Annotated in this window: 14 protein-coding genes and 1 pseudogene; 8 read left to right on the forward strand and 7 right to left on the reverse strand. The window is 58.3% G+C overall.

Annotated elements, in window-relative coordinates:
* Positions 1-25: 25 nt before the first annotated feature.
* Entirely contained in the window at positions 26-1249 is a 1224-nt protein-coding gene (locus tag ACFFFR_RS11390; protein WP_377460560.1) for a restriction endonuclease subunit S, read from the reverse strand.
* Positions 1246-2772: a type I restriction-modification system subunit M gene (locus ACFFFR_RS11395; protein ID WP_377460562.1), complete on the reverse strand. Its 1527-nt coding sequence runs from the start codon at positions 2770-2772 to the stop codon at positions 1246-1248. The genes ACFFFR_RS11390 and ACFFFR_RS11395 overlap by 4 nt, the downstream gene beginning before the upstream one ends.
* A gap of 212 nt (positions 2773-2984) precedes the next feature.
* On the opposite strand from ACFFFR_RS11395, the gene ACFFFR_RS11400 reads away from it, so the two are divergent.
* Together ACFFFR_RS11400 and ACFFFR_RS11405 are read left to right on the forward strand one after the other, a co-directional pair.
* Positions 2985-3650, forward strand: coding sequence for an NAD(P)H-binding protein (locus ACFFFR_RS11400; protein WP_377460564.1), 666 nt, complete (start codon positions 2985-2987; stop codon positions 3648-3650).
* 207 nt (positions 3651-3857) lie between these two features.
* The gene (locus ACFFFR_RS11405; protein ID WP_377460565.1) at positions 3858-5192 is read left to right on the forward strand and encodes a Fic family protein; all 1335 of its coding nucleotides are present in this window, start codon (positions 3858-3860) and stop codon (positions 5190-5192) included.
* 251 nt (positions 5193-5443) lie between these two features.
* Here ACFFFR_RS11405 and ACFFFR_RS11410 read toward each other — a convergent pair whose 3' ends face one another.
* The 4 genes from ACFFFR_RS11410 to ACFFFR_RS11425 all read right to left on the reverse strand — a co-directional run bounded on the left by ACFFFR_RS11410 (position 5444) and on the right by ACFFFR_RS11425 (position 9732).
* A complete protein-coding gene (locus tag ACFFFR_RS11410) occupies positions 5444-6487 on the reverse strand; it encodes a type IIL restriction-modification enzyme MmeI (RefSeq protein ID WP_377460567.1) in 1044 nt (347 codons plus the stop codon).
* 334 nt (positions 6488-6821) lie between these two features.
* Positions 6822-7664, reverse strand: coding sequence for an ABC transporter ATP-binding protein (locus tag ACFFFR_RS11415; RefSeq protein WP_377460569.1), 843 nt, complete (start codon positions 7662-7664; stop codon positions 6822-6824).
* Positions 7642-8661, reverse strand: a complete 1020-nt coding sequence (locus tag ACFFFR_RS11420) for an ABC transporter substrate-binding protein (protein ID WP_377460571.1) — start codon at positions 8659-8661, stop codon at positions 7642-7644. Before ACFFFR_RS11420 ends, ACFFFR_RS11415 begins: the two co-directional genes overlap by 23 nt.
* Before the next feature lie 51 nt (positions 8662-8712).
* The gene (locus ACFFFR_RS11425; RefSeq protein ID WP_377460573.1) at positions 8713-9732 is read right to left on the reverse strand and encodes a FecCD family ABC transporter permease; all 1020 of its coding nucleotides are present in this window, start codon (positions 9730-9732) and stop codon (positions 8713-8715) included.
* A 101-nt stretch (positions 9733-9833) separates the two neighbouring features.
* Here ACFFFR_RS11425 and ACFFFR_RS11430 point away from each other — a divergent pair, with 101 nt between their 5' ends.
* The 4 genes from ACFFFR_RS11430 to ACFFFR_RS11445 all read left to right on the forward strand — a co-directional run bounded on the left by ACFFFR_RS11430 (position 9834) and on the right by ACFFFR_RS11445 (position 17041).
* Positions 9834-11558, forward strand: coding sequence for an ATP-binding cassette domain-containing protein (locus tag ACFFFR_RS11430; RefSeq protein WP_377460575.1), 1725 nt, complete (start codon positions 9834-9836; stop codon positions 11556-11558).
* Positions 11555-13378 carry an amino acid ABC transporter ATP-binding/permease protein gene (locus tag ACFFFR_RS11435; RefSeq protein WP_377460577.1) on the forward strand — a complete coding sequence of 608 codons (1824 nt, stop codon included), beginning with the start codon at positions 11555-11557 and terminating at the stop codon, positions 13376-13378. The genes ACFFFR_RS11430 and ACFFFR_RS11435 overlap by 4 nt, the downstream gene beginning before the upstream one ends.
* 236 nt (positions 13379-13614) lie before the next feature.
* Complete coding sequence (locus ACFFFR_RS11440) at positions 13615-15861, forward strand: SagD/YcaO family ATP-dependent cyclodehydratase (RefSeq protein WP_377460578.1); 2247 nt, start codon at positions 13615-13617, stop codon at positions 15859-15861.
* A 64-nt stretch (positions 15862-15925) separates the two neighbouring features.
* Positions 15926-17041, forward strand: a complete 1116-nt coding sequence (locus tag ACFFFR_RS11445) for a hypothetical protein (RefSeq protein WP_377460580.1) — start codon at positions 15926-15928, stop codon at positions 17039-17041.
* Positions 17042-17062: 21 nt separating this feature from the next.
* Here ACFFFR_RS11445 and ku read toward each other — a convergent pair whose 3' ends face one another.
* On the reverse strand, positions 17063-17908 hold the full coding sequence (ku, locus tag ACFFFR_RS11450) for a non-homologous end joining protein Ku (RefSeq protein WP_377460582.1): 846 nt from the start codon (positions 17906-17908) through the stop codon (positions 17063-17065).
* Between the two features lie 31 nt (positions 17909-17939).
* On the opposite strand from ku, the pseudogene ACFFFR_RS11455 reads away from it, so the two are divergent.
* Positions 17940-20321 (forward strand): annotated as a pseudogene (locus ACFFFR_RS11455) (ATP-dependent DNA ligase).
* A 147-nt stretch (positions 20322-20468) separates the two neighbouring features.
* The gene (locus ACFFFR_RS11460; RefSeq protein WP_377460584.1) at positions 20469-21242 is read left to right on the forward strand and encodes a hypothetical protein; all 774 of its coding nucleotides are present in this window, start codon (positions 20469-20471) and stop codon (positions 21240-21242) included.
* Positions 21243-21277: the final 35 nt, after the last annotated feature.

The following is a 21277-nucleotide window of genomic DNA, read 5'->3' on the forward strand; positions in this document are numbered from 1 at the left end:
TACGCGAACCGAAGTGGAAGCCGGCTTATGCCGCTTCTGGTTGCAACTCTTTGAAGGTCAATAGTTTGTCTCGATAGTACTCATACTGTTTCCGCCGAACCTCAATCTCCGCCGGCAAACCCGACGACAGGTCGTTCACGAGCGCATCAAACTTGTCGAGAACATCGGCGATCTGACGCTGCACCTCAATCGGTGGAACTGGAAGCAACACTTTTTGCACTGCTGTCTTCTTCAAATGCGTCTGATCAGTACCATTGTCGTAACGCAATAGCTGGCGGTTCCGGTCCATTACGAATGACAGGAAACGCGGCAATAGTTTGGTGGGGTCCTTAACTCGCAAGATGGCCACTCGTTGGTTTATTGCGAAAGCATTAGACTCACGAACAAAAAATGTGCGTGCGAGCGCACGTCCGTTCGGCAAATCACTCAAGACTAGGGCGACATCGCCTTGCAAGGCGGGCGTGAGGACAACCTCTGGTTTCAACCAACGATTGGCTTCGCCATTGCGCGAAATAAAACGGGCCGTAATCAGTGGAACAGATCCATCTGGGTGAACCAGTTTTTCGTGGGCTTTGCCGTTGATGTATTCAACGAGCGAGTCAAGCTCAACCCAGGTCGCCGCCCCATTTTCAGGGAAGGTGAGGAGCTGGTCGCGGTAGTGCTCGTACTGCTTCCGGCGAGCCTCGAGCTCAGCCTCGAGCTCAGCCTCGAACTCAGTAAAAAGATCAAGAATCTTAACGATCTCCCGCTGCACCTCAATCGGCGGAACCGGGATAACTACCTTTTTCAGTTTGTTCGCTGAAATATCAATGACTTTCGCACCGGTAGCTAACTTGTACTTCTGCGCAAAAAAATTTGTTGACCTAAACCAGTAGGCAAGAAACGTCGGGTCCAACGGACTGCGAATTACTGACGAGTGTCCGCCAATTACAATGGCATTCTCGCCGAGCCAGGCCACAGTGGAACAGACGTCATCGAGATTCTCACTGGTGTTTGTAATAACGACGTCGCCCGGCTGTACTACCGTTAGTTTCGCCGCATCCTCGGGCGTCACAAAGGAAACTGTTTCTCTTGCAGTTGGACCGTAATGCGTGTAAATCTCTCCATAATGAATGGCCCCAACGCCCTTCTTGGTGAGCATCGTTTTGGGCATTCCATTACCGCGATCAATTACAGCAATATCTCCGAGCATTTTGTACTCAACCCCGTTGGGGCACAGCTCTCGGATCAGTTTTTCGACGCGGTTCATTTGGTTGCACCTGCTTCGAGTTCGGCGACGATCGCGTCGATACTGGTCCGCAGCTCGGCCTGACGCTTCACAATTTCCGCGATCTCGGCGTTCAACGCCTCAATATCGATCTTTTCGCGGGTGTCTTCCAGCTCCACATACGAGCTCACGGAGAGGTTATAGTCGTTCGCCGCGATCTCCTCGGCGCTCGCCCGCTTCGAAACGTACTGCTCCTCGCTTCGCTCCGCGACCATCTCCACGATCTTGTCGCGATGCGACGGCGCCATCACATTGTGCTTGCCCTGCCGCACGAAGTCCTTCGACGCGTCAATAAACAACACGTCGTTATCCTTCTTGGACTTCTTCAACACGAGCACACAAACAGCAATCGTGGTGCCAAAGAACATGTCCTCCGGCAACTGAATCACCGCATCGACATAGTTGTTGTCCACCAAGTATTTGCGGATCTTCTGCTCCGTACCCCCGCGATACAAAACCCCAGGGAACTGCACCAACGCGGCCGCACCATCGACTGCAAGCCACGAAAGCACATGCATCGTGAACGCGAGATCCGCCTTCGTCACCGGCGCCAACACACCAGCTGGAGCGAACCGCACATCGTTAATCAACAGAGGATTATTCTTACCCTCCCACCGCGTCGAATACGGCGGGTTGGACACAATCGCATCGAACGGTTGATCGTCCCAATGCTGTGGCTCAATCAACGTGTCCCCGTGCGCGATATTGAACTTGTCGTAGTTCACGTCATGCAAAAACATGTTGATGCGCGCCAAGTTATAGGTAGTTAGGTTGATCTCCTGACCGTAGTACCCCTGCCGCACACCATTCGGGCCCAGGACCTTCGCGAACTTAAGAAGCAGCGAGCCGGAACCGACCGCCGGGTCGTACACGCGCTGCACCTGCTTCTTACCGATCACCGTCAGGCGCGCCAACAGTTCACTGACCTCCTGAGGCGTGTAGTACTCGCCACCAGACTTACCGGCCTGCGAGGCATACATCTGCATGAGGAACTCGTAGGCGTCACCAAACATGTCGATGCCCTCATCGTGCTGCTCGCCCATGTCCAGCTCACCGATTGCGTTGAGCAGCTTGCGCAGCTTCTCGTTGCGTCGCTCCACCGTGTTGCCCAGGCGGGTCGAGTTCACATCAAGGTCATCGAACAGGCCCTTGAGGTCGTCCTCACTCGCGTGCCCCACCGACGAGCCTTCAATGCTTTGGAAGACCTTCTCTAGGGTCTCATTCAGGTTCTCATCCTGCGCCGCCCGCTTGCGCACGTTCACGAACAGCTGCGACGGGAGGATGAAGAAACCCTTCTCATCCACCATCATGCCGCGGATCGGTTCAGCCTGCTCATCCGTCAGGTCCGCGTAGCTGAACCCTTCGCCCTCGTTCTTTTCAATGAAGGTGGCGAGGTTCTCCGAAATAAAGCGATAGAACAGCATGCCGAGCACATAGCTCTTGAAATCCCAGCCGTCCACCGCACCGCGGAGCTCATTCGCGACCTCCCAAATAGTCCGATGCAAACGATCCCGCTGAACCTCACGCGACAAAGAACCCACAACAACCCCTCACATTAGCCAGGGCAGACGAAAACAGCCCGAAGAAAGCATTTCTGACAGGATACGTCAGCGAACGACGGTGGTCGCGGCTGGCGCGCGGATACTGGGTGGGTGGTGGCGAGACGGCGGCTTGCAACCGAGCCTCCGCGCCAGACCTCCCGTGTAGGGTTGTTGGCATGAGTACATCCAAGAATGTCCTTGTCATTGGCGGCCACGGACGAGTTGCCCTGCGCACGCTGCCGTTGCTGACCAAAGCCGGCCACAACGTCGAGGCCCTCATCCGCAAACCCGAGTATGAGGCCGACATCGTAGCCCTCGGCGCGCGGCCTCGCATTGCCGAGATGCTTAACTTCGATGACGCCGCGTGGGATGAGCTGCTGCGCGACAAAGACGTCGTGATTTGGGCCGCGGGCAACGGGGGCCGAAACGGTGTCGACCAGACCTACGCCATCGACCGCGACGCCGCGATCGCATCAATCGACGCGGCCACCCGCGCCGCTAGCAAGCCCCGCTACCTGATGGTGAGCTTCGCAACCTCGTTCGTGCACCCCATCGACGAGGAAGATCCGTTCCACCACTACGTGCTGGCCAAGCGTGCCACCGATGAGCACCTGCAGGGCACGAGCCTGGACTACGCCATCGTTGGCCCAGGCCTCCTCACCGACGAGGATGAACCTGCCGGCGTGCAGCGCTTCAACCCCAACAGCGATGTGCCGGAGAGCACGGACACGAGCCGGGAACTCGTCGCACAGGTGCTGGCCCACCTGGTTGACGCAGATCAGCTTCCAGACGACAGGTTCATTGCGTTCATGGACGGGACAGACCCAGTAACAAGCCTCTGAAATAGTTCCGGTTCGCAACAGCGGTGCCGAGCCGCCGATCACCAAGGTGACGGCGCTCGGCACCGTTGTTGTTTAAGGCTCGTGGTTATCCTTGGCTAGGCAAGCGCGATCTCCAAGGATATGCATTATCCTTGGATGAAATATCCATCTTCTCAAGGATACCTCTTATTCTTGAGAAAGACGTCGCTTGATGGAAGGCTAGCGCTGATGTCGTGGACAGCTAGGGAATGGACTCCCTCTGACAATGCACGGCGGCCACGCGACCGCTGGCACGGAACCTACTGGGCGTACCAGCCGTTCTCGCTCACCACACCGGAGTGGCGCATCGACCCGGCAGTAGCGACCGAAGCCGGCCGTGTGGAACGGCGCATCCGAAACCTGAAGTTTCACGACGCCGCAGGCAAGCTTGAAGCTGTGTCACGCCACCTTCTGCGTAGCGAAGCCGTTTCAAGCTCCTACATAGAGGGGCTGCGTTCTAACGCGCGGAATATTGTTATAGAAGAGCTCAAACGACTCGAGCAAGCCGCGAAAGGCACCCCTGAAGCCGGGCATCCATCGGTAGCGGCAGAAGTCGCCGCCAACATCGCGGCCCTCACCACCGCTGTTGAGCGGCTTGGCGCAGCCGAAAGCATCACGTGGGCCGACATCGAATCACTACAGACAGAACTGTTGCCTCACTTGGGCTCCTCAGGTATTCGCGACAGACAGAACTGGGTAGGCGGAAGTGAGATGCACCCGGGAGAAGCCGAGTTCATTCCACCCACGGAAGACGCGCTCATTCCAGCGATCGACGACCTCGTCGAGTTCATGAGTGGCGCCGCCGTGGGGTGCCTCATCCAGGCTGGACTGGTGCACGCGCAGTTTGAAACTCTGCACCCTTTCGCTGACGGTAATGGGCGAATCGGCCGCGCACTCATCCACACCGTGCTTGTGCGCGGCGGCCTCACAGAGAGCTCCGTGCTGCCGATCAGCCAGGTTCTACTGACACGCTCAGACGAGTATGTTGCTGGGCTCATGGCGTTTCGTGGCATCCCGCACAGCGCTGAACTTGCATCAGACGCTGAACCGCTCCGTGAGCTCAGCGTCAGCGAAGGCATCAACTCGTGGCTGCGGACATTCATCGCTGCCGCCGATGACGCCGTGGATCTTGCATCTGCACTCAGGGATGAGCTCGCCGAGTTTGAACGCGACGCCCGATCCATGGTCGCCGCCTATGCCGAGCAGACCGGCACACGTATTCCGCGTAGCGACTCAACCGTATGGAAGATCCTTGATGTGCTGCCGAAGCTACCCGCCTTGACTATCGATGTGGCAGCCCAGCTAACCGGAACGAGCGGTACCTCAGCACAGAACGCCCTTGAATACCTTACTGAGGCAAGCGTCCTGGACCAGCGAAGCGTCGGCAAGGGCAAACGCGGTTTCATCTGCAACGACATTTTCGACTTGCTGAACGCTACCCAACGACAATGGGCGAGCACCCGGTTCGACACCCGCATCAGCGAACCGAACCGGCCCGTACCGAGCAGGCCCGCACAGAGGTGAGGCAAGGAGCCCTCACTCCAGCCTGTTCTTACACCGCGTCACCGCGGCCGGTTATCGAGGTGGATGATAATCTACTTCCCCACGGAAGAGTTGTACTCCACGGTCATGGTGGAACGGAATGTTCTCGACCGCTATCCTGCCGGGCAAGACCGAAGCCCACCCCCATGCGAGGGCAACGACAACGCACGTGAAAAGCCTCCTCACTAATTGAACCAATCAAGCGGCTAGATCGTAGTTCGCGCGCGCTTGTATCAATCGTGGTGTGAAAGTTTAAAAAAGTTCAGGCTGGCCAACTTGTCTTGATAGGGGCGTAGATTATTGCGGCGCTTGATCGCACCTACGCCTGGTTCATGGATGATCTGCTCTAGTTCATCGGTGAGGCTATCGAGAAATGCAGGATCAATCACCCGGTGGATATTCTCTGGACTGGTGTAGTGCATCCCTCCTGCCTGGCGGGTTTCTGGATTGAGTGTGGACTCAAAAACACCGCCGAAAATAGTCGGGGAAACATTTGACCAATCGGTACCGGCGGAGACTTCTTCAAGCAGCAGCTCGACGATCTCATCGGTGAACTGGGGAATGTCTACGTTCTGCTCTGCAAAAAGCCCACCGTTGACATAGGGGAATGCTTTGAGTTGGTCGCTAGCGTATGGGTCGCGGTCTTCTGGCCGTGTATCTAGATACAGGAACAACTCACGAAGTGCGATACGAACTTGGCGGGCTGGCAGCTCTTTGAGGTAGTTGTAGAACGCTGCTCGATCAAAAACACCGGCATCTTCTGCAAACAGACAGAAGACTAACCGCACACACAATACATTCAGACTGTGTTGTGCCTCCGGGGTGTCAGGATCTAGGTACCGCTCCTGCAGCAGGTCGTACAGCTTGCCTATCAGGTAACCGGCGTTGACCGAGACCGCCTTCTCACGTCGGCGACGATCTGCTTTGGGATCAACGAGAAAATCTAGCAGGTGTAACTGTCCTGGCAGTTCTTCCAACTTGAAAGAAGAATAGTTCGTCTCTGGATGCAGCTCTTTGGCAAGATCATGGATCCGAAACTCTCGGAAGTTGGACACAATAATGGTGTCTGGGCGCTGCACATTCGGCTGGGCATCCGCGTAGCGTTTGGCTTGTTGGAAAGGTGTTACAAGCTCGCCCTGACGCGACTCTGCCCTGTCTAGATCTACGCCGAGGGACTTTTGTTCAATGAAGGTCTTAGCATCCACCACAATCGCATCGATGTATCCGCGGGACACAGTGGATTGCTCAAACATCACATTCGTAGTGACATCTTCCATGCCCAAACGTTCGACCAGAACTTATGGGTATCGCCTTTGTCGTAGCCGAGGCCTTCCCAACGTTTTACGAATTCTTTTACATCAATAAGTTTGTGTTCGATTGAAAGAAAACTCTTGGAACTTCAAACGTCGGATATTTCTACTTTTGGTTATGTCGCTTCTTAAGGTAGATCGACAGCGCGACAACGTAGATCGCAAGGATCCCGATGATGCGCTGTCCCACCGAGAACGTATCGATCGTGCCCAGAAAAAACTGCGGGGACGGTACTTGTCAGCTCAAGACTACGCCGGCAATCGCGCATTCGCACAAGAGCATTCTAATCAGCCACCGTGGTCATGCACCTTCAATGAGCAGTCTGGTTTGGCCGGCCAAGTGTACGGGCAGGGCCTGAACCTGCCACACCTGCCGGATGAGTTCCTGAGTCAAGACCGTCGAGGGGTGGCCGTCCGCCACGATGTGCCCGTCGTGCAGGACGAGCACGCGGGTGCAATAGGACGCTGCCAGATCAAGATCGTGTAAGGCCATGACCGTGGTTTCGGAACTGGCGCGGAGGTGATCTAGCAGCTGGTGTTGGTGCCGAAGGTCCAAATGATTGGTTGGTTCGTCCAAGAGCAGCAGGGCGCTACGTTGGGCAAAAGCTCTGGCGAGTAACACCCGGCGGCGCTCGCCGCCGGACATTTCCTGCAAGGAACGGTCCAGCAACCCGGTCAGCTCCCAGCGCTGAGCTAGGTCCTCGACTGCGGCGTGATCGCAGCGGCGGTGCGGGTGCCAATCGGGCTGCCCTGCCGTCCGGCCCAAGAGCAACACGTCACGTGCCGTGAAGGGCAGCTCGGTAGCTTCTTCTTGGGCGACTAGAGCGAGTAATCGTGCCCGGTGACGGTCCGGCAGCTTGCTTAACTCCCGCCCGTGCAGCTGGACACTGCCTTCATCGGGAGCCACCATGCCGGCTAGGACACGCAGCAGTGAGGTCTTACCGGACCCGTTGGGGCCCAGCAGCCCGACTTTTTCACCGGCATGGATGCGGAGGTTGATCCCGCTCAGGATGTCCCGCGATCCGCGACTGACGCCAAGCCCGGAGGCCTGCAGCACCGGCTGATCGGCTGATGCTGCAGGCAGTCCAAACTCGGAGGTGCTAAAGACCCGCCGCAGCAGACTAGTGATCGTGGGCCAGCTCATGTGACTGCTTAACCAGTTCCTCTAGGCCTGCCACCGCGGACGGTGCCGGACTTGAGGCAGAACCTGGTAGGAGGATGATGCGTTCCTTCTTCACGGCATCGAGAGCCTTGATACCGGGTTCAGCCAGAAACTGTTTGAGAGCCTCATCCTTGGTCTCGCCGTACAGTCCGTAGCTGAGCACGATCCACTCGGGCTGTTTCTGAAGCAACGATTCAGTGGAGACCGTGAGATAGGCGTCCTTTTCATCTGCGTAGGCGTTTTCCATGCCGGCACTGCGCAGAATCGCCGGGGAAATTCCTTTCCCGCCGTAGGCCGAAAGTGGATCACTGGAGGAGAAGTAGTAGACCCAGGCGGCACTTCCATGACCGACTTTGTCATGGTGATTCTTCTTGATGCGTTCTTCTAACGCGTCGGCCTGCTCGTTCGCAGTGGACTCGGTCTTGAACAGTTTTCCGAGCCGACGAATGTCATCGGTGACGGTATACAGATCAACTTCGTCACTGGTGGTTTCGGCGTCATGGCCGCATTCACCATTCACCGTCAAGGACGCGATCCCGGCTTTGTCCAGCTCTTCGGTGTTCGCGTTGAAAAGCCCGTAGCCAAAGACCACATCGGGGGCGGCGGTGAGAATATTCTCGGTGGTGGGATCTGCCGGATCAACAATGAGGTCCTCGGCGGGCGGATTCTTGACATCCTCCGAGAGTGGGGCACCGAATTCACCGCTGCGGCCCACAATCTTGTCCGTGGCACCAGCGGCGTCTAAGAGTTCTACCGCGGCAGTGCCCACGGTAAAGACCTTTGCGGGTTGTTTATCTAGCGTGATTGTTGTTCCGCAATTTTCAACCGACAATTTCTCGTCGGCCTTCGCTACCGCTTTCTCATCATCTTGGCTGGCGCAGGCGGTCAGGGTTGTCAGACCCAGCCCGGCGGCCAAGAGCAATGCCAGAGGTTTACCCCAAGCGGAGTATTTCAACGGTGAAAGGTGTACAGATGTCATTCGATTCCTTCTGAGTAGTAGTGATGACGTGGGTAAGATGTGCGATTCGAGCTAGTTAAGTTGTTGGCGTCGGCGGTGCAGCATGTACATCAGCAACGGCGTACCGACCAGAGCCGTGAGAATGCCCAGCGGTATTTCTCGGGGCGCTAAAACGGTCCGTGCCAGAGCATCTGCGAGTACGAGCACACTGGCCCCCAGTAAAGCGCTGGCCGGGATCAGCAACCGGTGGGTGGCTCCGACCAGTTGCCGGGCCAAATGCGGTATGACAAGACCGACGAAACCAATGGCACCACTGACGGAAACGGCAGCGGCTACCGCGATAGCGACAACGATGGCCACCGAGCGACGGACCCGGAGTGGATCAACACCGAGACTGCGAGCCACATCGTCGCCCAGACCAATGGCATCGAGCCGTCGGCCCCAGAGCAACAGCAGCGCGGTTGCCAGCACAGTGACGATGAGCACCAAGGGGACTTGGTCCCAGCTCGATTTGCCGAGTGAGCCCAACATCCAGAACATGATGGCGCGCACCGCGTCCCGCTGATCGGAGAGTGCGACGACCAAGTTCGTCAAGGCCGAGAGGAAATAACCGACCGTCAAACCGGCCAGCACAAGTCGAGAGCTGCTCAACTGTCGATTTCCCAAAATCACCAACACCAGAGCCAGCGCAGCAAGGGCCCCCAAGAAGGCGCCGCCGGCAGCGCCAACCACGGCGCCAACCACCCCGATGCCGGAGGCCAACACCACGGCAGCCCCGAATGAAGCACCGGATGAGACGCCCAATAGATACGGGTCCGCCAAATCATTGCGAACAATGGCCTGAAGTGCGGCCCCGCTCGCGGCTAGGATGGCGCCCACGCAGAGGCCGACCAGCACGCGTGGAACGCGCAGCTGCCACACAACAGTGGTGGCCAGCCCTTCTGTCACGATGCTGGTGGGCCCATCCCATAGCGTGCGCACAACGTCCGTTGGCCCCAGACTCAATTGCCCGAGACCGATCGCAAACAACCCGACGAGCGGTGTCAGTAATGCAAGGCCGAAAAGCACTAAGCGTGGGGCAACGGTCGTCATATGCGGTTTTTCTAAATTGACGCGGGGGACCGCAGCTCGTAATGTCACAAGCTAATGATAACCATTAGCAATAGCAATTGGGCAACTGAAGGGTGACAGGCGTGCTACATGTAAGACTTCTCCGGTTGTGGGGGCGACGCCGCTGGGCGTTGGGCGCGCTGATCATCGTGGGCCTGCTGATCGCCGGCAGCTGGATTTGGCAAGCACTGCTGTTGTCGGAGATTTTTGCCGAATTGGCGGTCGGCCGGGCGTGGGACGCCGTGCAGCTGGTCCCGCTCATCATGGTGCTAGCCGCCGTGCTTTTGCTGCGGCCGCTGCTCGTTGTGGGTCGACAACTGCTTTCCCAATGGGCCATGACTCTCATCAAGTCGGAGCTGCGCTCCGCCGCGCTGGTCGCGTATATCCGTCGTTCGGCCACCGACCCTGCCGGTGGCAACTCCGGACGGGACCACGCCCAATTGGTGGACGGTGTCGAAAACCTTGACGGGTACCTCTCCGGATATCTGCCGCAACTTGGTGTGACCGTCGCAGTGGTGTCGGTGGTTGGCACCACCATGATTGTTTTCGATCCGGTGACAGGTGCGGTCGCGCTGTGTCTGGCCTTGTTGCTGCCTTTCTTGCCGCGGTTGTGGGACAAGGTGTTGGCCGCCCGTGGGCAGGACCATTGGGGTGCTTACGCACAATTACAGGCCGAATTCGTCGATTCTATGCAGGGCATGACCACCTTGGTCAGCTTTGGTGCCGACCAGCGTCGCGAGCGCCAATTGGCCGATGCCTCAGAAAACTTGTTGCGTAGGACCTTGCGGCAACTGCGGATTTCCCTGATTGAATCCGGGCTCAATGGTTTTGCGTTGGCTGCCGTCCCCGCGGTGGTTCTGGTGGTGGTGGCCAGCCGTCGAGCAGATCTTGACGCGTTTACCGCCTTTGCCCTAGTGCTGCTCTCCATCGAGTTGGTCCGTCCTTTCAAGGATCTGGCTGCCCAATGGCATGCCGGCTACTTGGGCACGTTTTCCGGTCCGGGCATCGTGGAACTTATCGAACAGGATTCGGTGGACCGCAAAGTGGCTGCCGACAGTGAGGAACCTGATGCAGCCCCGCACCAGGTTGGTGAAGTAGCGCTCGAGCAGGTGACGGCTTACCACCCGCGCACCGAGCATGCAGCGCTGGCCGATATTACTCTCCAACTACGCCCAGGGTTGACTGCGGTGGTCGGTGAAAGCGGGTCAGGAAAATCGACGCTGGCAGCAGTTCTGACCGGTCTCATAAACCCCGCCCAGGGTCAGGTCCGTGTCAATGATGAGGCGATCGACGCTGCCGAACGATTGAAGGCCGTGGCGTTAGTGGCACAGGATCCAGTGTTGGCGGCAGGCACTATCGCTGACAACATCGGTGCCGGTCAGCGGACTAAGAATCCTGACCTGATTCACGCTTCGGCCCAGCTCATGGGCATCGGAACTGAGGAGAGCACGCTTGAGCTGCAGTCCCCGGTGGGGGAGGGCGGTGCGTTGCTCTCGGGAGGGCAACGTCAGCGTGTAGCGCTTGCTCGTGGGCTAGCCCAAGACCGGCCCATCGTGGTGATTGACGAAGCAACCTCTGCCTTGGACACCGCCAGTGAAGCGCTCATCATGCAACGGATCCGACAGGCCTGTCAGGACAAGATTCTGTTGGCCATCACCCACCGGTTGGCAGTGGCCAATAACGCCGACTGGGTGGTCGTGATGGCAGACGGAAACATCGTCGAGCAAGGTCAACCCGAACAGCTTTTAGCGGACCCGAATAGCGCCTTTGCCGCGCTCGCGGCGCAAAACCAAGGAGCCCTCTCATGAGCACTGGTACCCAAATCCGGACGCCAGAGACCGGCAGCATCGGTGGTTTGTTAGAGCCAATCTTCGCTCTGTGGCAACACCTACACCAGTTCCGACGGCTGTTCTGGTCAGTCGTGGTGATTGTGTGGTTCAGCTTGTTGCTGGGGATTGCCGCCGGGAGCTTGTCGGTTTCCGCCACCACAGCCCTAATCGCCGAGCACACTAATACGACTGTGTTAATTTTCGCTCTGCTGGTCGCCGTTCTCGGTGTAGGCCTGACCGCATGGTTGGAACAGTGGTTTGCACACGTGCTGGCATATCGAGTCATTGATACGATCCGCATCAAAGTGCACCGGGCTATCGCACGGCTAGCCCCACTAGGCCTAGCGCGCAGACGAAGCGGCGAAACCGTAACGGCAGCCATGAACGACACCGAATCGTTGGAATGGTTCTACGCGCATACGGCGGCGCAGATTGTGGCGGGGCTGGGTGCCGGAGTGACGATCACGGTTGTTGGTTGCCTGTGGTGGGGCCCAATCGGGCTGTTGATACCACTGGCCCAGCTGCTGTTGATCGCGGTGCCGCTTGCCCTGCTGCCCCGGGCAGTCCGGCAGGGCCGTCGTTTACGCGCGGCCATTGCTGAACTAGGGGCAGAAGCTCTAGCAGCACGCACGGCTGCCCGAGAAACCCTCGTGTTGGGAAGACTCGGTCAGGTGGCTGCGACCGTTGCTACCGGAACCTCGAAAATACAATCGGCCCGCCGCGCACTCTCGGTACGGGCTGGACTGGAACAAGCGTGGGCGGAAACGACCGCAGTGCTGGTCATCGTCGGGACACTCATATGGGGCAGCACCGCTGCCGCAGCAGGAACAATCGATCCGGCCAGCGTGCCCACCATGGTGATGCTCGCCAGCATGTCTCTAGTCCCAGCCATGGCGGTGACCGCAGCGCTGAACAAGATTGGTGAAATCTCCGCCGCGGCCCACCGTGTGGACCAGCTGATCAGCAACAAGGGGATCCGTCCCACCGCCAATCCAGAGCTGGCACAGCTCCTCCCTTCAGTTCCAGTGGAGAACGGGTCCATCTGCACGGAAAATCTGCGAGTAACCTACCCGGATACCTCAATGGAGGTGCTTCGAGGCCTAGACCTGCAGGTGCGCCCGGGTACACACGTGGGGATTGTGGGGGCCTCCGGAGCAGGCAAAACAACGCTGGCTCTAGTCCTAGCTCGCCTCATCGCTGAGGATTCCGGAACCATCATGGTCGATGGAGCCAATGTGGCAGCTGAAGACCCAGAAAAGACCCGAACCAGACTGGTTTTGGTCAATCAGCATCCTCATATTTTCCGGGCCAGTGTCCGAGATAATCTGCTTACCCCGGAGGCGACAGACGAGCAGATTTGGTCCGCGCTCCAGACCGCGCAGATCGCCGATCATGTTCGTGCTTTGCCCGAAGAATTGGACACGAAGCTTGCAGAAGGCGGCACCAACTGGTCCGGCGGCCAACGACAACGATTGGGCCTAGCTAGGGGACTGCTGCGAGATCCTTCGGTCTTGGTGCTAGACGAACCAACTGCGGGACTAGACACGGCAACTGAGGCCCAGTTTCTGCGGGCCCTGAATCAGGGCCGAGCTCACAAGACCACCCTGATCATCACCCACCGGCCAGCGGTCATGGACAGATGCGACACCGTGGTTTTCCTCCACGAGGGCACGGTCGCGGACTGCGGCACCCACCAAGAACTTCTGCAGCGAAACCCGAGCTACCGCTCCGTGGTTGCCAGCGCAGAAGATTCCCCGCCCGCATCGAGTCCCTTGGAAGGAGGTGAAACGGATGGTTGAAATCTCCATTGTTGAAGTTGCCCAAGAGCGTGACGTGGAAACCGTGCTAGCACCTAACTCGCACCACCACGGTCACGTGGCGACCTCGTTCGCCTGGTCCTAAGTGAACGGTCCGTAACGACCGACCACACCTGGACCTGAGGTCGGGGGTCAGCTCAACCCGTTTGATCTGGCCCCCGGCCCCGAACAATACCCACCCGATAAGCCGCTGCCCAAGGCCAAGGAATCACACCCATATGAGCACCCCTCTGCTGACATCTCCCACCAGTTTTGCTTCCGGATTTGAAGTCCGTGCCCTGAACTCTGACGAAAGCGTGCTCAGCCGGGGCGAAAAACACCATCGTCTAGGGCTTCCAGCAGAGACTTTGAGCTTGCTGGTGACGGCATGGAGTCAACAACGACTCGAATTGATCAGCCCACAACTCTTAGCCGCGGCACAAGGGGTTTTCGAACTCTTAGAGAAACTCACGCATGACCGGTTGGGCCCGCAACAACCCCACCGTGAACAACGACCCCCAGCCCTAACAGTGCGCTCAAGCATTATCTTGGCTGGCAAGCCCGAGTTGACCGAGCCGCTGCGCGAATTCTTCAGCGAGTCGGCCCCGATTCGATCCCTCGAGCTGGTGTCAGCGCGTGAAGTGGTCAACCAAGCGTTTGCCACCGCCAGCCTTCTCGTCGTGGTCTGTCGGGGAGCCAACCACGATTTGCTGGTTGATATCGACCGCATGTGCCATGACATGCGGGTGAACTGGATGCCGGTAGAGCTCACGCGGGGGAGGATTTGGGCAGGCCCTGTCGTGACACCAGGGGTTGGGGCAAGCTATGAAGACGCTGCCGCCCGGCGTCTGGCCGCTGCGTTCGATCCGCAAGTGCATCGGGCATTACGCCAACCCGCCGTCAATGGGGACCAAGGTCCGGGGCTGACCGACATGCCACCCATCACCACCACACTGGCGGAGGTCCTAGCAAACGCGAGTGAGCAGGTGGCCGCATACCGGGAAGGAGACCGCGAAGATCCTCGTCCTGACATGGTGCACGAAATCTGGTGGGATGACGCACGTGAGCTGACGCATCATGAACTTCACCCGGTATTACCACTACCTCACCGCAGTACACAGCACCGGGACCATCGGCCCGAAGACCTCATCGATCCCAAGACCGGGCTCATCCTCAAAGCCAGGGACGTGGTGCATGATCAAGCAGTACCGAAATCCTTGACCACGCGGCAAGCGGACGTCGCCGACATCCGTGCGGTGACGCCGTGGGCCAACAATGTGCTGTGCCAAGGCTCTGCGTTCCATGACCCGGAAGGTGCTCGGTTGGCCGCCATCGGTGAGTCGGTGGAACGGTACTGCGGCAATATTTTGGACACGCATCCGGTGATCTTTGCCAGCTATGACCAGATGCTCCGGCAGGGTCGGCAGGCCGTAGACCCGGATACCTTGGTGCTGTACAGCGACCGTCAATACAGTGAACCGGGCTTCCCATTCGTGCGCCTAACACGGGAGCTTCCAGTGCACTGGGTCCCCGGGCTCAGGATGAGCGACCAGAGTGAGGTGTGGGTGCCGGCTTCGCTGGTGTACGTGAACTGGTACTCGGCCGGGTACGCGGCCAGCCCGCCCACCAACTTCTGTGCTTTTGCAGGCATCGCCGCCGGACCAAGCCAAGATTTTGCGGTCGCCAGCGCGCTAGAAGAACTCATCGAACGCCACGCGACCATGATCTGGTGGCTCAACGCGCAAACTCTACCGGCAGTCGACGGAGTCTTCGAACGCACAGAGGCAGGTAGCTTGCATAACCCTGCCCAACGTGTCGACTATCTAGCTTTGCCCAACGAATTTGGGGTGCCGGTAGCGGCCGCGATCCTACGCGACGAGGAAGAAGCACTCATCAACATCGGCTTTTCTGCTCGGCCATCCTTTGCCCAAGCTGCAGCCAAGGCACTGACCGAAGCGTACACCTTGCAAGAGGGCTCCCGCGATCTGCTGCGCTACGACGGGTTGCACTGGCAGGTCATGACAGCAGGCGAACTCAACGGCCGGGCCTTCAAGCCGTGGCGGGAGGACCGGCGTTATCTCGATGACTTCCGTGCCGACATGCGCGATTGCGACGACCTCATGGTGCAGCAGCAGGTCTATCTTGACCCACGGGCCGCCACGAAGATGAGCCACCTGCTGGCACCGAACACTTCGGTGGATGTCCACGAGATTGGCGCACTTGCTGATCGCAGTTCCACGAGCTATCTGGCTTGCCTGCACAAGACAGGCATCGATCCCATCGTCGTGGACCTCACCAGCCCGGATGTAGCCAGCACCGGACTGCATGTAGTGCGGGTCATTGCACCAGGTTTGGTTGGCAATGCGCCAGCGGCGTTCCCGTTCCTAGGACGGGCCCGCGTGCAGCAAGCCGCCGTTGAGCTGGGATGGCGGGAGAACCCGCTGGATGAAGAGGACCTCAACTACTTCCCGATGCCGCATGCCTAAGGCGCCGGTAGCACATCGGTTCCCGCACGCTTCCCCCGTTCCGGAACGATTTCAGCACTACCAAGTGTCACTGCCGGAACGAACCGGAGTCGACACCATCGCCCCTGCGGTTGGTTTTGATCTAACAGCCGAGCAGACCGCGCAACTCGTGCAGCGTGCGGCAGCCCGGCACTGGTACGCCTGCGATCACGGACAACTCACGGTCCGAGAAGGAAGTCAGAACCAACTCGAAGCAGAGACTCCTGTCCTCGGCGTGCACGACTTCGGGCTGGTCTCCCCGGTCCTCGCTGAGATACCCGGCAGCCCGCTGGTTCCCGCCACCCCGAATACGCAGCACCGGTGGGTACGATCCGAATACATGGCGGGCCTGAATGATGAAAGCCCAACACCAGGTTTTGTGCCGTATACGCTCGCTGTTCCCCGACCGTGGGATCACCACCAGCAAGAACCTCGGATCACACCGCACTACCTCGGTGGTCTCGGCGCCGGGGAGTGTCTGAAACAGGCGACCGAAGCTGCATGGGCGAACCTGAACGTGGAAGACGCGCTCGCGCATTGGTGGTACGGGCACCGCCGAGTCACTGCCATGACGCCGGGGCCAGATCTCGAGCCCGAAACCTGTGGGGTGCGGTATCGATTTGGGGCTTTGCACTCCTCGCTGGGTGAGCCTGTGACCGTGGTGATGATCGAGGCGCCGAGCGGCGGCAGGCGGCTGCAAGCACTGGGCGGCGGTTACGGACATGACATCGATGGCCAGCGATCAGCGTTAGCGAATGCATGGTGGCAGTGGGCTATGGCCCGGGAGCTGTCCGATCCTCAGAGTTCCCTCTACGAGGGCCATGGGTCGGGTTTGCCGCGCTACCGGGTCCGCAACGATTATCTGCGCGCGGCACGGGCGCGGAACTTCCGGACGCTGTTAGATCCACTAGCGCACGTGCAATTGTTGCTTGATCCGGACATGGCGGCCCACATCGGGGCTCGTTGGAAACAAGGAACAGGTCCACACTCGCAAGCTGCTCCAACCCGGGAGTCGGAGGAAATCTGGCGGGTGGTCTACACCCACCAACCTGGGGTGAGTGTCGTGCGGCTCTTAGTTCCCCGAGCCCTAAAACTTCCCGTGGGCGCATTCCCCGCCACGCCTCAGCAGTTCATCGAATCGGTGCCTTACCCCGGCTGGTAGTTACCAGCCGTAAGGCTACGATCAGGCGCTCTTGGAAGACTTCTTGGTGGACTTCTTCGTCGTTTTCTTCGCCGAACGTTTTCGATCCAGAGAGGATTTCAGCGCTTCCATCAGATCGACCACGTCGGCGTCGTCTCCGGTATCTTCATCCTCGGGTTTCTCGCCGAAGGTCGCCTCGGTGTCGAGGGTGTCTCCGGCCTCGAGCTTCGCATCGATCAGCTTGCGCAGCTCGACTTGATACTCGTCCTCGAAATCCTGCGGAGTAAAGTCTGAAGCGAACTGGTCGACGAGTGCTCCTGCCAATTCAAGTTCTTTATCGCTGATTTTCGCCCGCGACTTGGTGCCCTTGAAGTCGACGTCACGGATCTCATCAGCCCAGAGCAGGCCCTGTAGTACTAACACCTTGCCACGGACCCGCAGCACACCCAACCGGGTCTTGTTCCGCAGCGCAAATGTCACAACCGCTGTCCGGTCCGTGTCTTCAAGCGTCTGCCGCAGCAGCAAATAAGACTTAGGCGACTTACCTTCCGGCTCGAGGTAGTAGGTGTTTTCCAGCATGATCGGATCGATCTGATCGGAGGGGACGAACTGAACCACCTCGATCTCGTCATTCTCCGCTTGTGGCAGGGCCGCGAAGTCCTCATCGGTGATGATGACGGTATCATCTCCTGACTCGTAAGCCTTATCGATGTGCTTGTACTCGATCTTCTTGCCGCACACCTCGCAACGCCGCTCATAGCGGATCCGCCCACCGTCCGCATCGTGGACTTGATGGAAAGAGATGTCATGGTCCTCTGTCGCGCTGTACACCTTGACGGGGACATTGACGAGGCCGAAAGTGATGGCACCGGTCCAGATAGCTCGCATAGCATGAGTCTATAGAGGAAGGGTTGTGCGGATGCCGCGAAAGGCCAAAAAGTTTGAAGTCGGCGGTCACAGCTTATCCGTGACCAACTTGGACAAGGTCCTGTATCCGGAAACTGGGACAACCAAGGCCGATGTCATTCACTACTACCTATCGGTCGCGGACGCGCTCATTCCACTCCTAACCTGACGCCCGGTGACAAGAAAGCGTTGGGTAGACGGTGTGGGGACGGCGGAAGACCCAGGGAAGGTGTTCTTTCGCAAAGACCTCGAAGACTCCGCCCCGGGCTGGATCCCGACCGGTAAGATCAAACACAAGAGCGGGACAAACACCTACCCGCTTGCCGACGAGCCAGCGGTGCTCGCATGGTTCGGGCAAGTCGCCGCTCTTGAACTTCATACTCCGCAGTGGCGTTTCGGCCGCAACGGGCAACCTAAAAACCCGGACCGCCTAGTTTTGGATCTCGACCCAGGTGAAGGGGTCGGACTGGCAGAATGCGCGGAAGTAGCACAGTGGTGTCGAGAGATTCTCGAGGACATGGGGATGCCCACCTACCCGGTGACCTCCGGGTCAAAGGGTATCCATCTGTACGCGGCGTTAGATGGAAAACACAATTCAGACCAAATCTCTGCGGTGGCACACGAACTCGCCAAAGCCTTGGAAGCTGATCACCCTGATGAGGTGATCTCACGAATGAAACGAGCAGACCGGGCCGGCAAAGTTTTTGTCGATTGGAGCCAAAATAGCGCCGCAAAAACCACCATCAGTCCGTACTCCTTGCGTGGCCGTGCCAAACCCACCGTGGCAGCGCCGCGAACGTGGGAGGAACTTGCCGACCCGAAGTTGCGCCAGCTGGGTTTTGAAGAGGTGCTCGCACGGCTAGAAAAGGGCAACGACCCAATTGCTGATCTGGGAGCAGACCGGCTCGAGACCTATCGGTCCATGCGGGATGCGCAAAAGACAGCGGAACCGGTACCGAGTACGCGGGTGGTAGTCGAAGATAACGACCAGCCAAGCTTCGTTATCCAAGAACACCACGCAAGTCGGTTGCACTGGGACTTCCGGCTAGAGCATTCTGGGGTGTTGGTCAGCTGGGCGGTCCCCAAGGGAGTGCCGCTAAAACGGAACATCAACCGGCTCGCCGTCCAAACCGAAGACCATCCCCTTGAGTACGGCAGCTTCGAAGGCACCATTCCGAAAGGGGAGTACGGCGCTGGTGAGGTCACAATCTGGGATAGCGGCACCTACGAACGGGAGAAATGGCGGGACGGGAAAGAAATCATTGCCGTGCTGCACGGCAAACCGGACGGCGGACTAGGTGGGGTGCCCCGACGCTTTGTCCTCATCAGAACAAAAGGAATGGACGGGAAAAACACCTGGTTGCTGCAGTTGATGAAAGACCAACCAGACGAATCGGCGCCCGACCCCGAACAGGCCTCCGAGCCGTCAGCTCCCGATCGGGAACTCCCGGCACCAATGTTGGCCACGACTGGCTCTGAAGCGGATGTCCGGCTCGCGGAAGAAGACGGTCATAAGTGGGCGTTCGAAATGAAATGGGATGGCTACCGAGTCATCGCCGCAGTCGACTCGGCCGGTGTCACGTTATCCAGCCGTAACGGTAAAGACATCACAGGACTGTTCCCAGAAGCCGCTGAATTGAGCGAACTGGTAAAGGAAGACGCCATCCTTGATGGTGAACTGGTCGCCCTGAATGAAAAAGGACGCCCGGACTTCAGCCACTTACAAGCTGTGCTACGAGAAGAAAAAGCTCCGCCGCCAGAGGCTGAGCTACGCTACATGGTGTTCGACATCCTTGAACACAACGGAACATCTCTACAAGAGAAGACCTACGAGGAACGCCGTTCGGTACTGACCGAGGTGCTGGAAGCGGGTGAGCACGTTGCCGTGCCGCCGGCACACACCGGACGACTGGCCCAAGCGATCAAGGCGAGTCACACACTTGGTCTGGAAGGCGTGGTGGCCAAGCGCCGTGACAGCACCTACGAGTCCGGGAAACGAAGCTCGGCGTGGCTGAAGCTGAAAACTCAACAACACCAAGAGGCCGTTGTTATCGGCGCTCGCGAAGGTAAAGGGTCCCGGTCCGGCGGGATCGGTTCTTTACTGCTGGCAGTACCGGATGACAGTGGCGAGCTGCGCTACGCGGGCCGAGTAGGCACCGGCTTCTCCGATAGCGAGCTCGCAGACATCGAACGACGACTACGAAAACTACAACGCAAGACCCCCGCTGTCGACGATGTTCCGACCGAAGACCAAGCTGATGCGTGGTGGGTGACACCGAAGCTCGTTGCGGAAATCTCTTTGGCCGGTCGCACCCGGCAGAACAAAGTCCGTCAGTCCTCATGGCGAGGTTGGCGCCAGGACAAGGAAGCAGCTGACGTGCGTTGGGAAGTTTGACGAGACAGATGAATTTGAGCCAATGTCAAAGTAGCATCCTAGGAATCAGGCTTCTCCACAGCTGCCATATGAGGCACGAAGAGCCTTGGAAGGGTGTTGGAAGAAGCGGCATGAAAGTCAAAACGAATTAGGGTCAGAGGTGAGGAGGTGAAAAAATTGCTAAAGACATTGACCGATGGCATCGCCATTCGAGGCAGCGAACATGTTCAGCAAGATGTTTGGGGCAGGGAGAACAGCACTCTTTGGGTGATAGACGGTGCCACACGTGCTTCGACGGAAGAAAACATGACGGTTGCAGCTTGGGTCACCAAGCTCAGTGCAAAGATTGCACAACTTGCGCGTGATTCACCTTCGCTAAGTCTTCAGGAGTTATTAAAGCAGGCAATCGTCGAAGCCAGATCGACCACCACCGGGTGGCACCCCTCTGCAACCATTTCACTGGCACGACTACATCCGACAGCGATTGAATTGCTTGTCTTGGGTGATGCAGGCGCTCTCGTTCGTACAGAACTTGGTGACCATGCCGGGATTCAAGACAACAGACTGCAGAATGTTGGTGCCCAGATTAGAGCCAAGCGGCAACTAGCCCGTCAACAGGGGAACATCACGGAAGCGAAAAAACTCACGCAGGAACTTCTGAGTGAGGAAGATCGGTGGCGTAACAAGGAAAACGGATTCTGGGTGGTTGGTGCAGATCCGAAGGCGGCCGAAGAAGCCGTTCATCACCGGTTTGAAAATGCCAGAGGAATCGTCCTCATGTCCGATGGTGTATATGGCGAGATCGGAAAGTTTTTGGGCAACCGTGAAACAGCGTGGGAAGCTCTGACTTCCAATCTCGAAGAGTGTCTACTTCAATTGCGCCATCAACGTTTAGAAGAATCGGGTGCGGTTGACGATATGTCCGCAGCTGTAGGTGGATAGAACTTTTAGAACACTCGGCTCTCTTTCTAGATTGG

This window comes from Micrococcoides hystricis, assembly GCF_042434215.1.
Taxonomy (GTDB): Bacteria; Actinomycetota; Actinomycetes; order Actinomycetales; family Micrococcaceae; genus Micrococcoides; species Micrococcoides hystricis.

Coding starts and splice junctions, on each gene's coding strand:
- ACFFFR_RS11390 (WP_377460560.1), bottom strand. CDS start 1,249: ATGAACCGCGTCGAAAAACTGATCCGAGAGCTGTGCCCCAACGGGGTT.
- ACFFFR_RS11400 (WP_377460564.1), top strand. CDS start 2,985: ATGAGTACATCCAAGAATGTCCTTGTCATTGGCGGCCACGGACGAGTT.
- ACFFFR_RS11405 (WP_377460565.1), top strand. CDS start 3,858: ATGTCGTGGACAGCTAGGGAATGGACTCCCTCTGACAATGCACGGCGG.
- ACFFFR_RS11410 (WP_377460567.1), bottom strand. CDS start 6,487: ATGGAAGATGTCACTACGAATGTGATGTTTGAGCAATCCACTGTGTCC.
- ACFFFR_RS11415 (WP_377460569.1), bottom strand. CDS start 7,664: ATGAGCTGGCCCACGATCACTAGTCTGCTGCGGCGGGTCTTTAGCACC.
- ACFFFR_RS11420 (WP_377460571.1), bottom strand. CDS start 8,661: ATGACATCTGTACACCTTTCACCGTTGAAATACTCCGCTTGGGGTAAA.
- ACFFFR_RS11425 (WP_377460573.1), bottom strand. CDS start 9,732: ATGACGACCGTTGCCCCACGCTTAGTGCTTTTCGGCCTTGCATTACTG.
- ACFFFR_RS11435 (WP_377460577.1), top strand. CDS start 11,555: ATGAGCACTGGTACCCAAATCCGGACGCCAGAGACCGGCAGCATCGGT.
- ACFFFR_RS11440 (WP_377460578.1), top strand. CDS start 13,615: ATGAGCACCCCTCTGCTGACATCTCCCACCAGTTTTGCTTCCGGATTT.
- ku (WP_377460582.1), bottom strand. CDS start 17,908: ATGCGAGCTATCTGGACCGGTGCCATCACTTTCGGCCTCGTCAATGTC.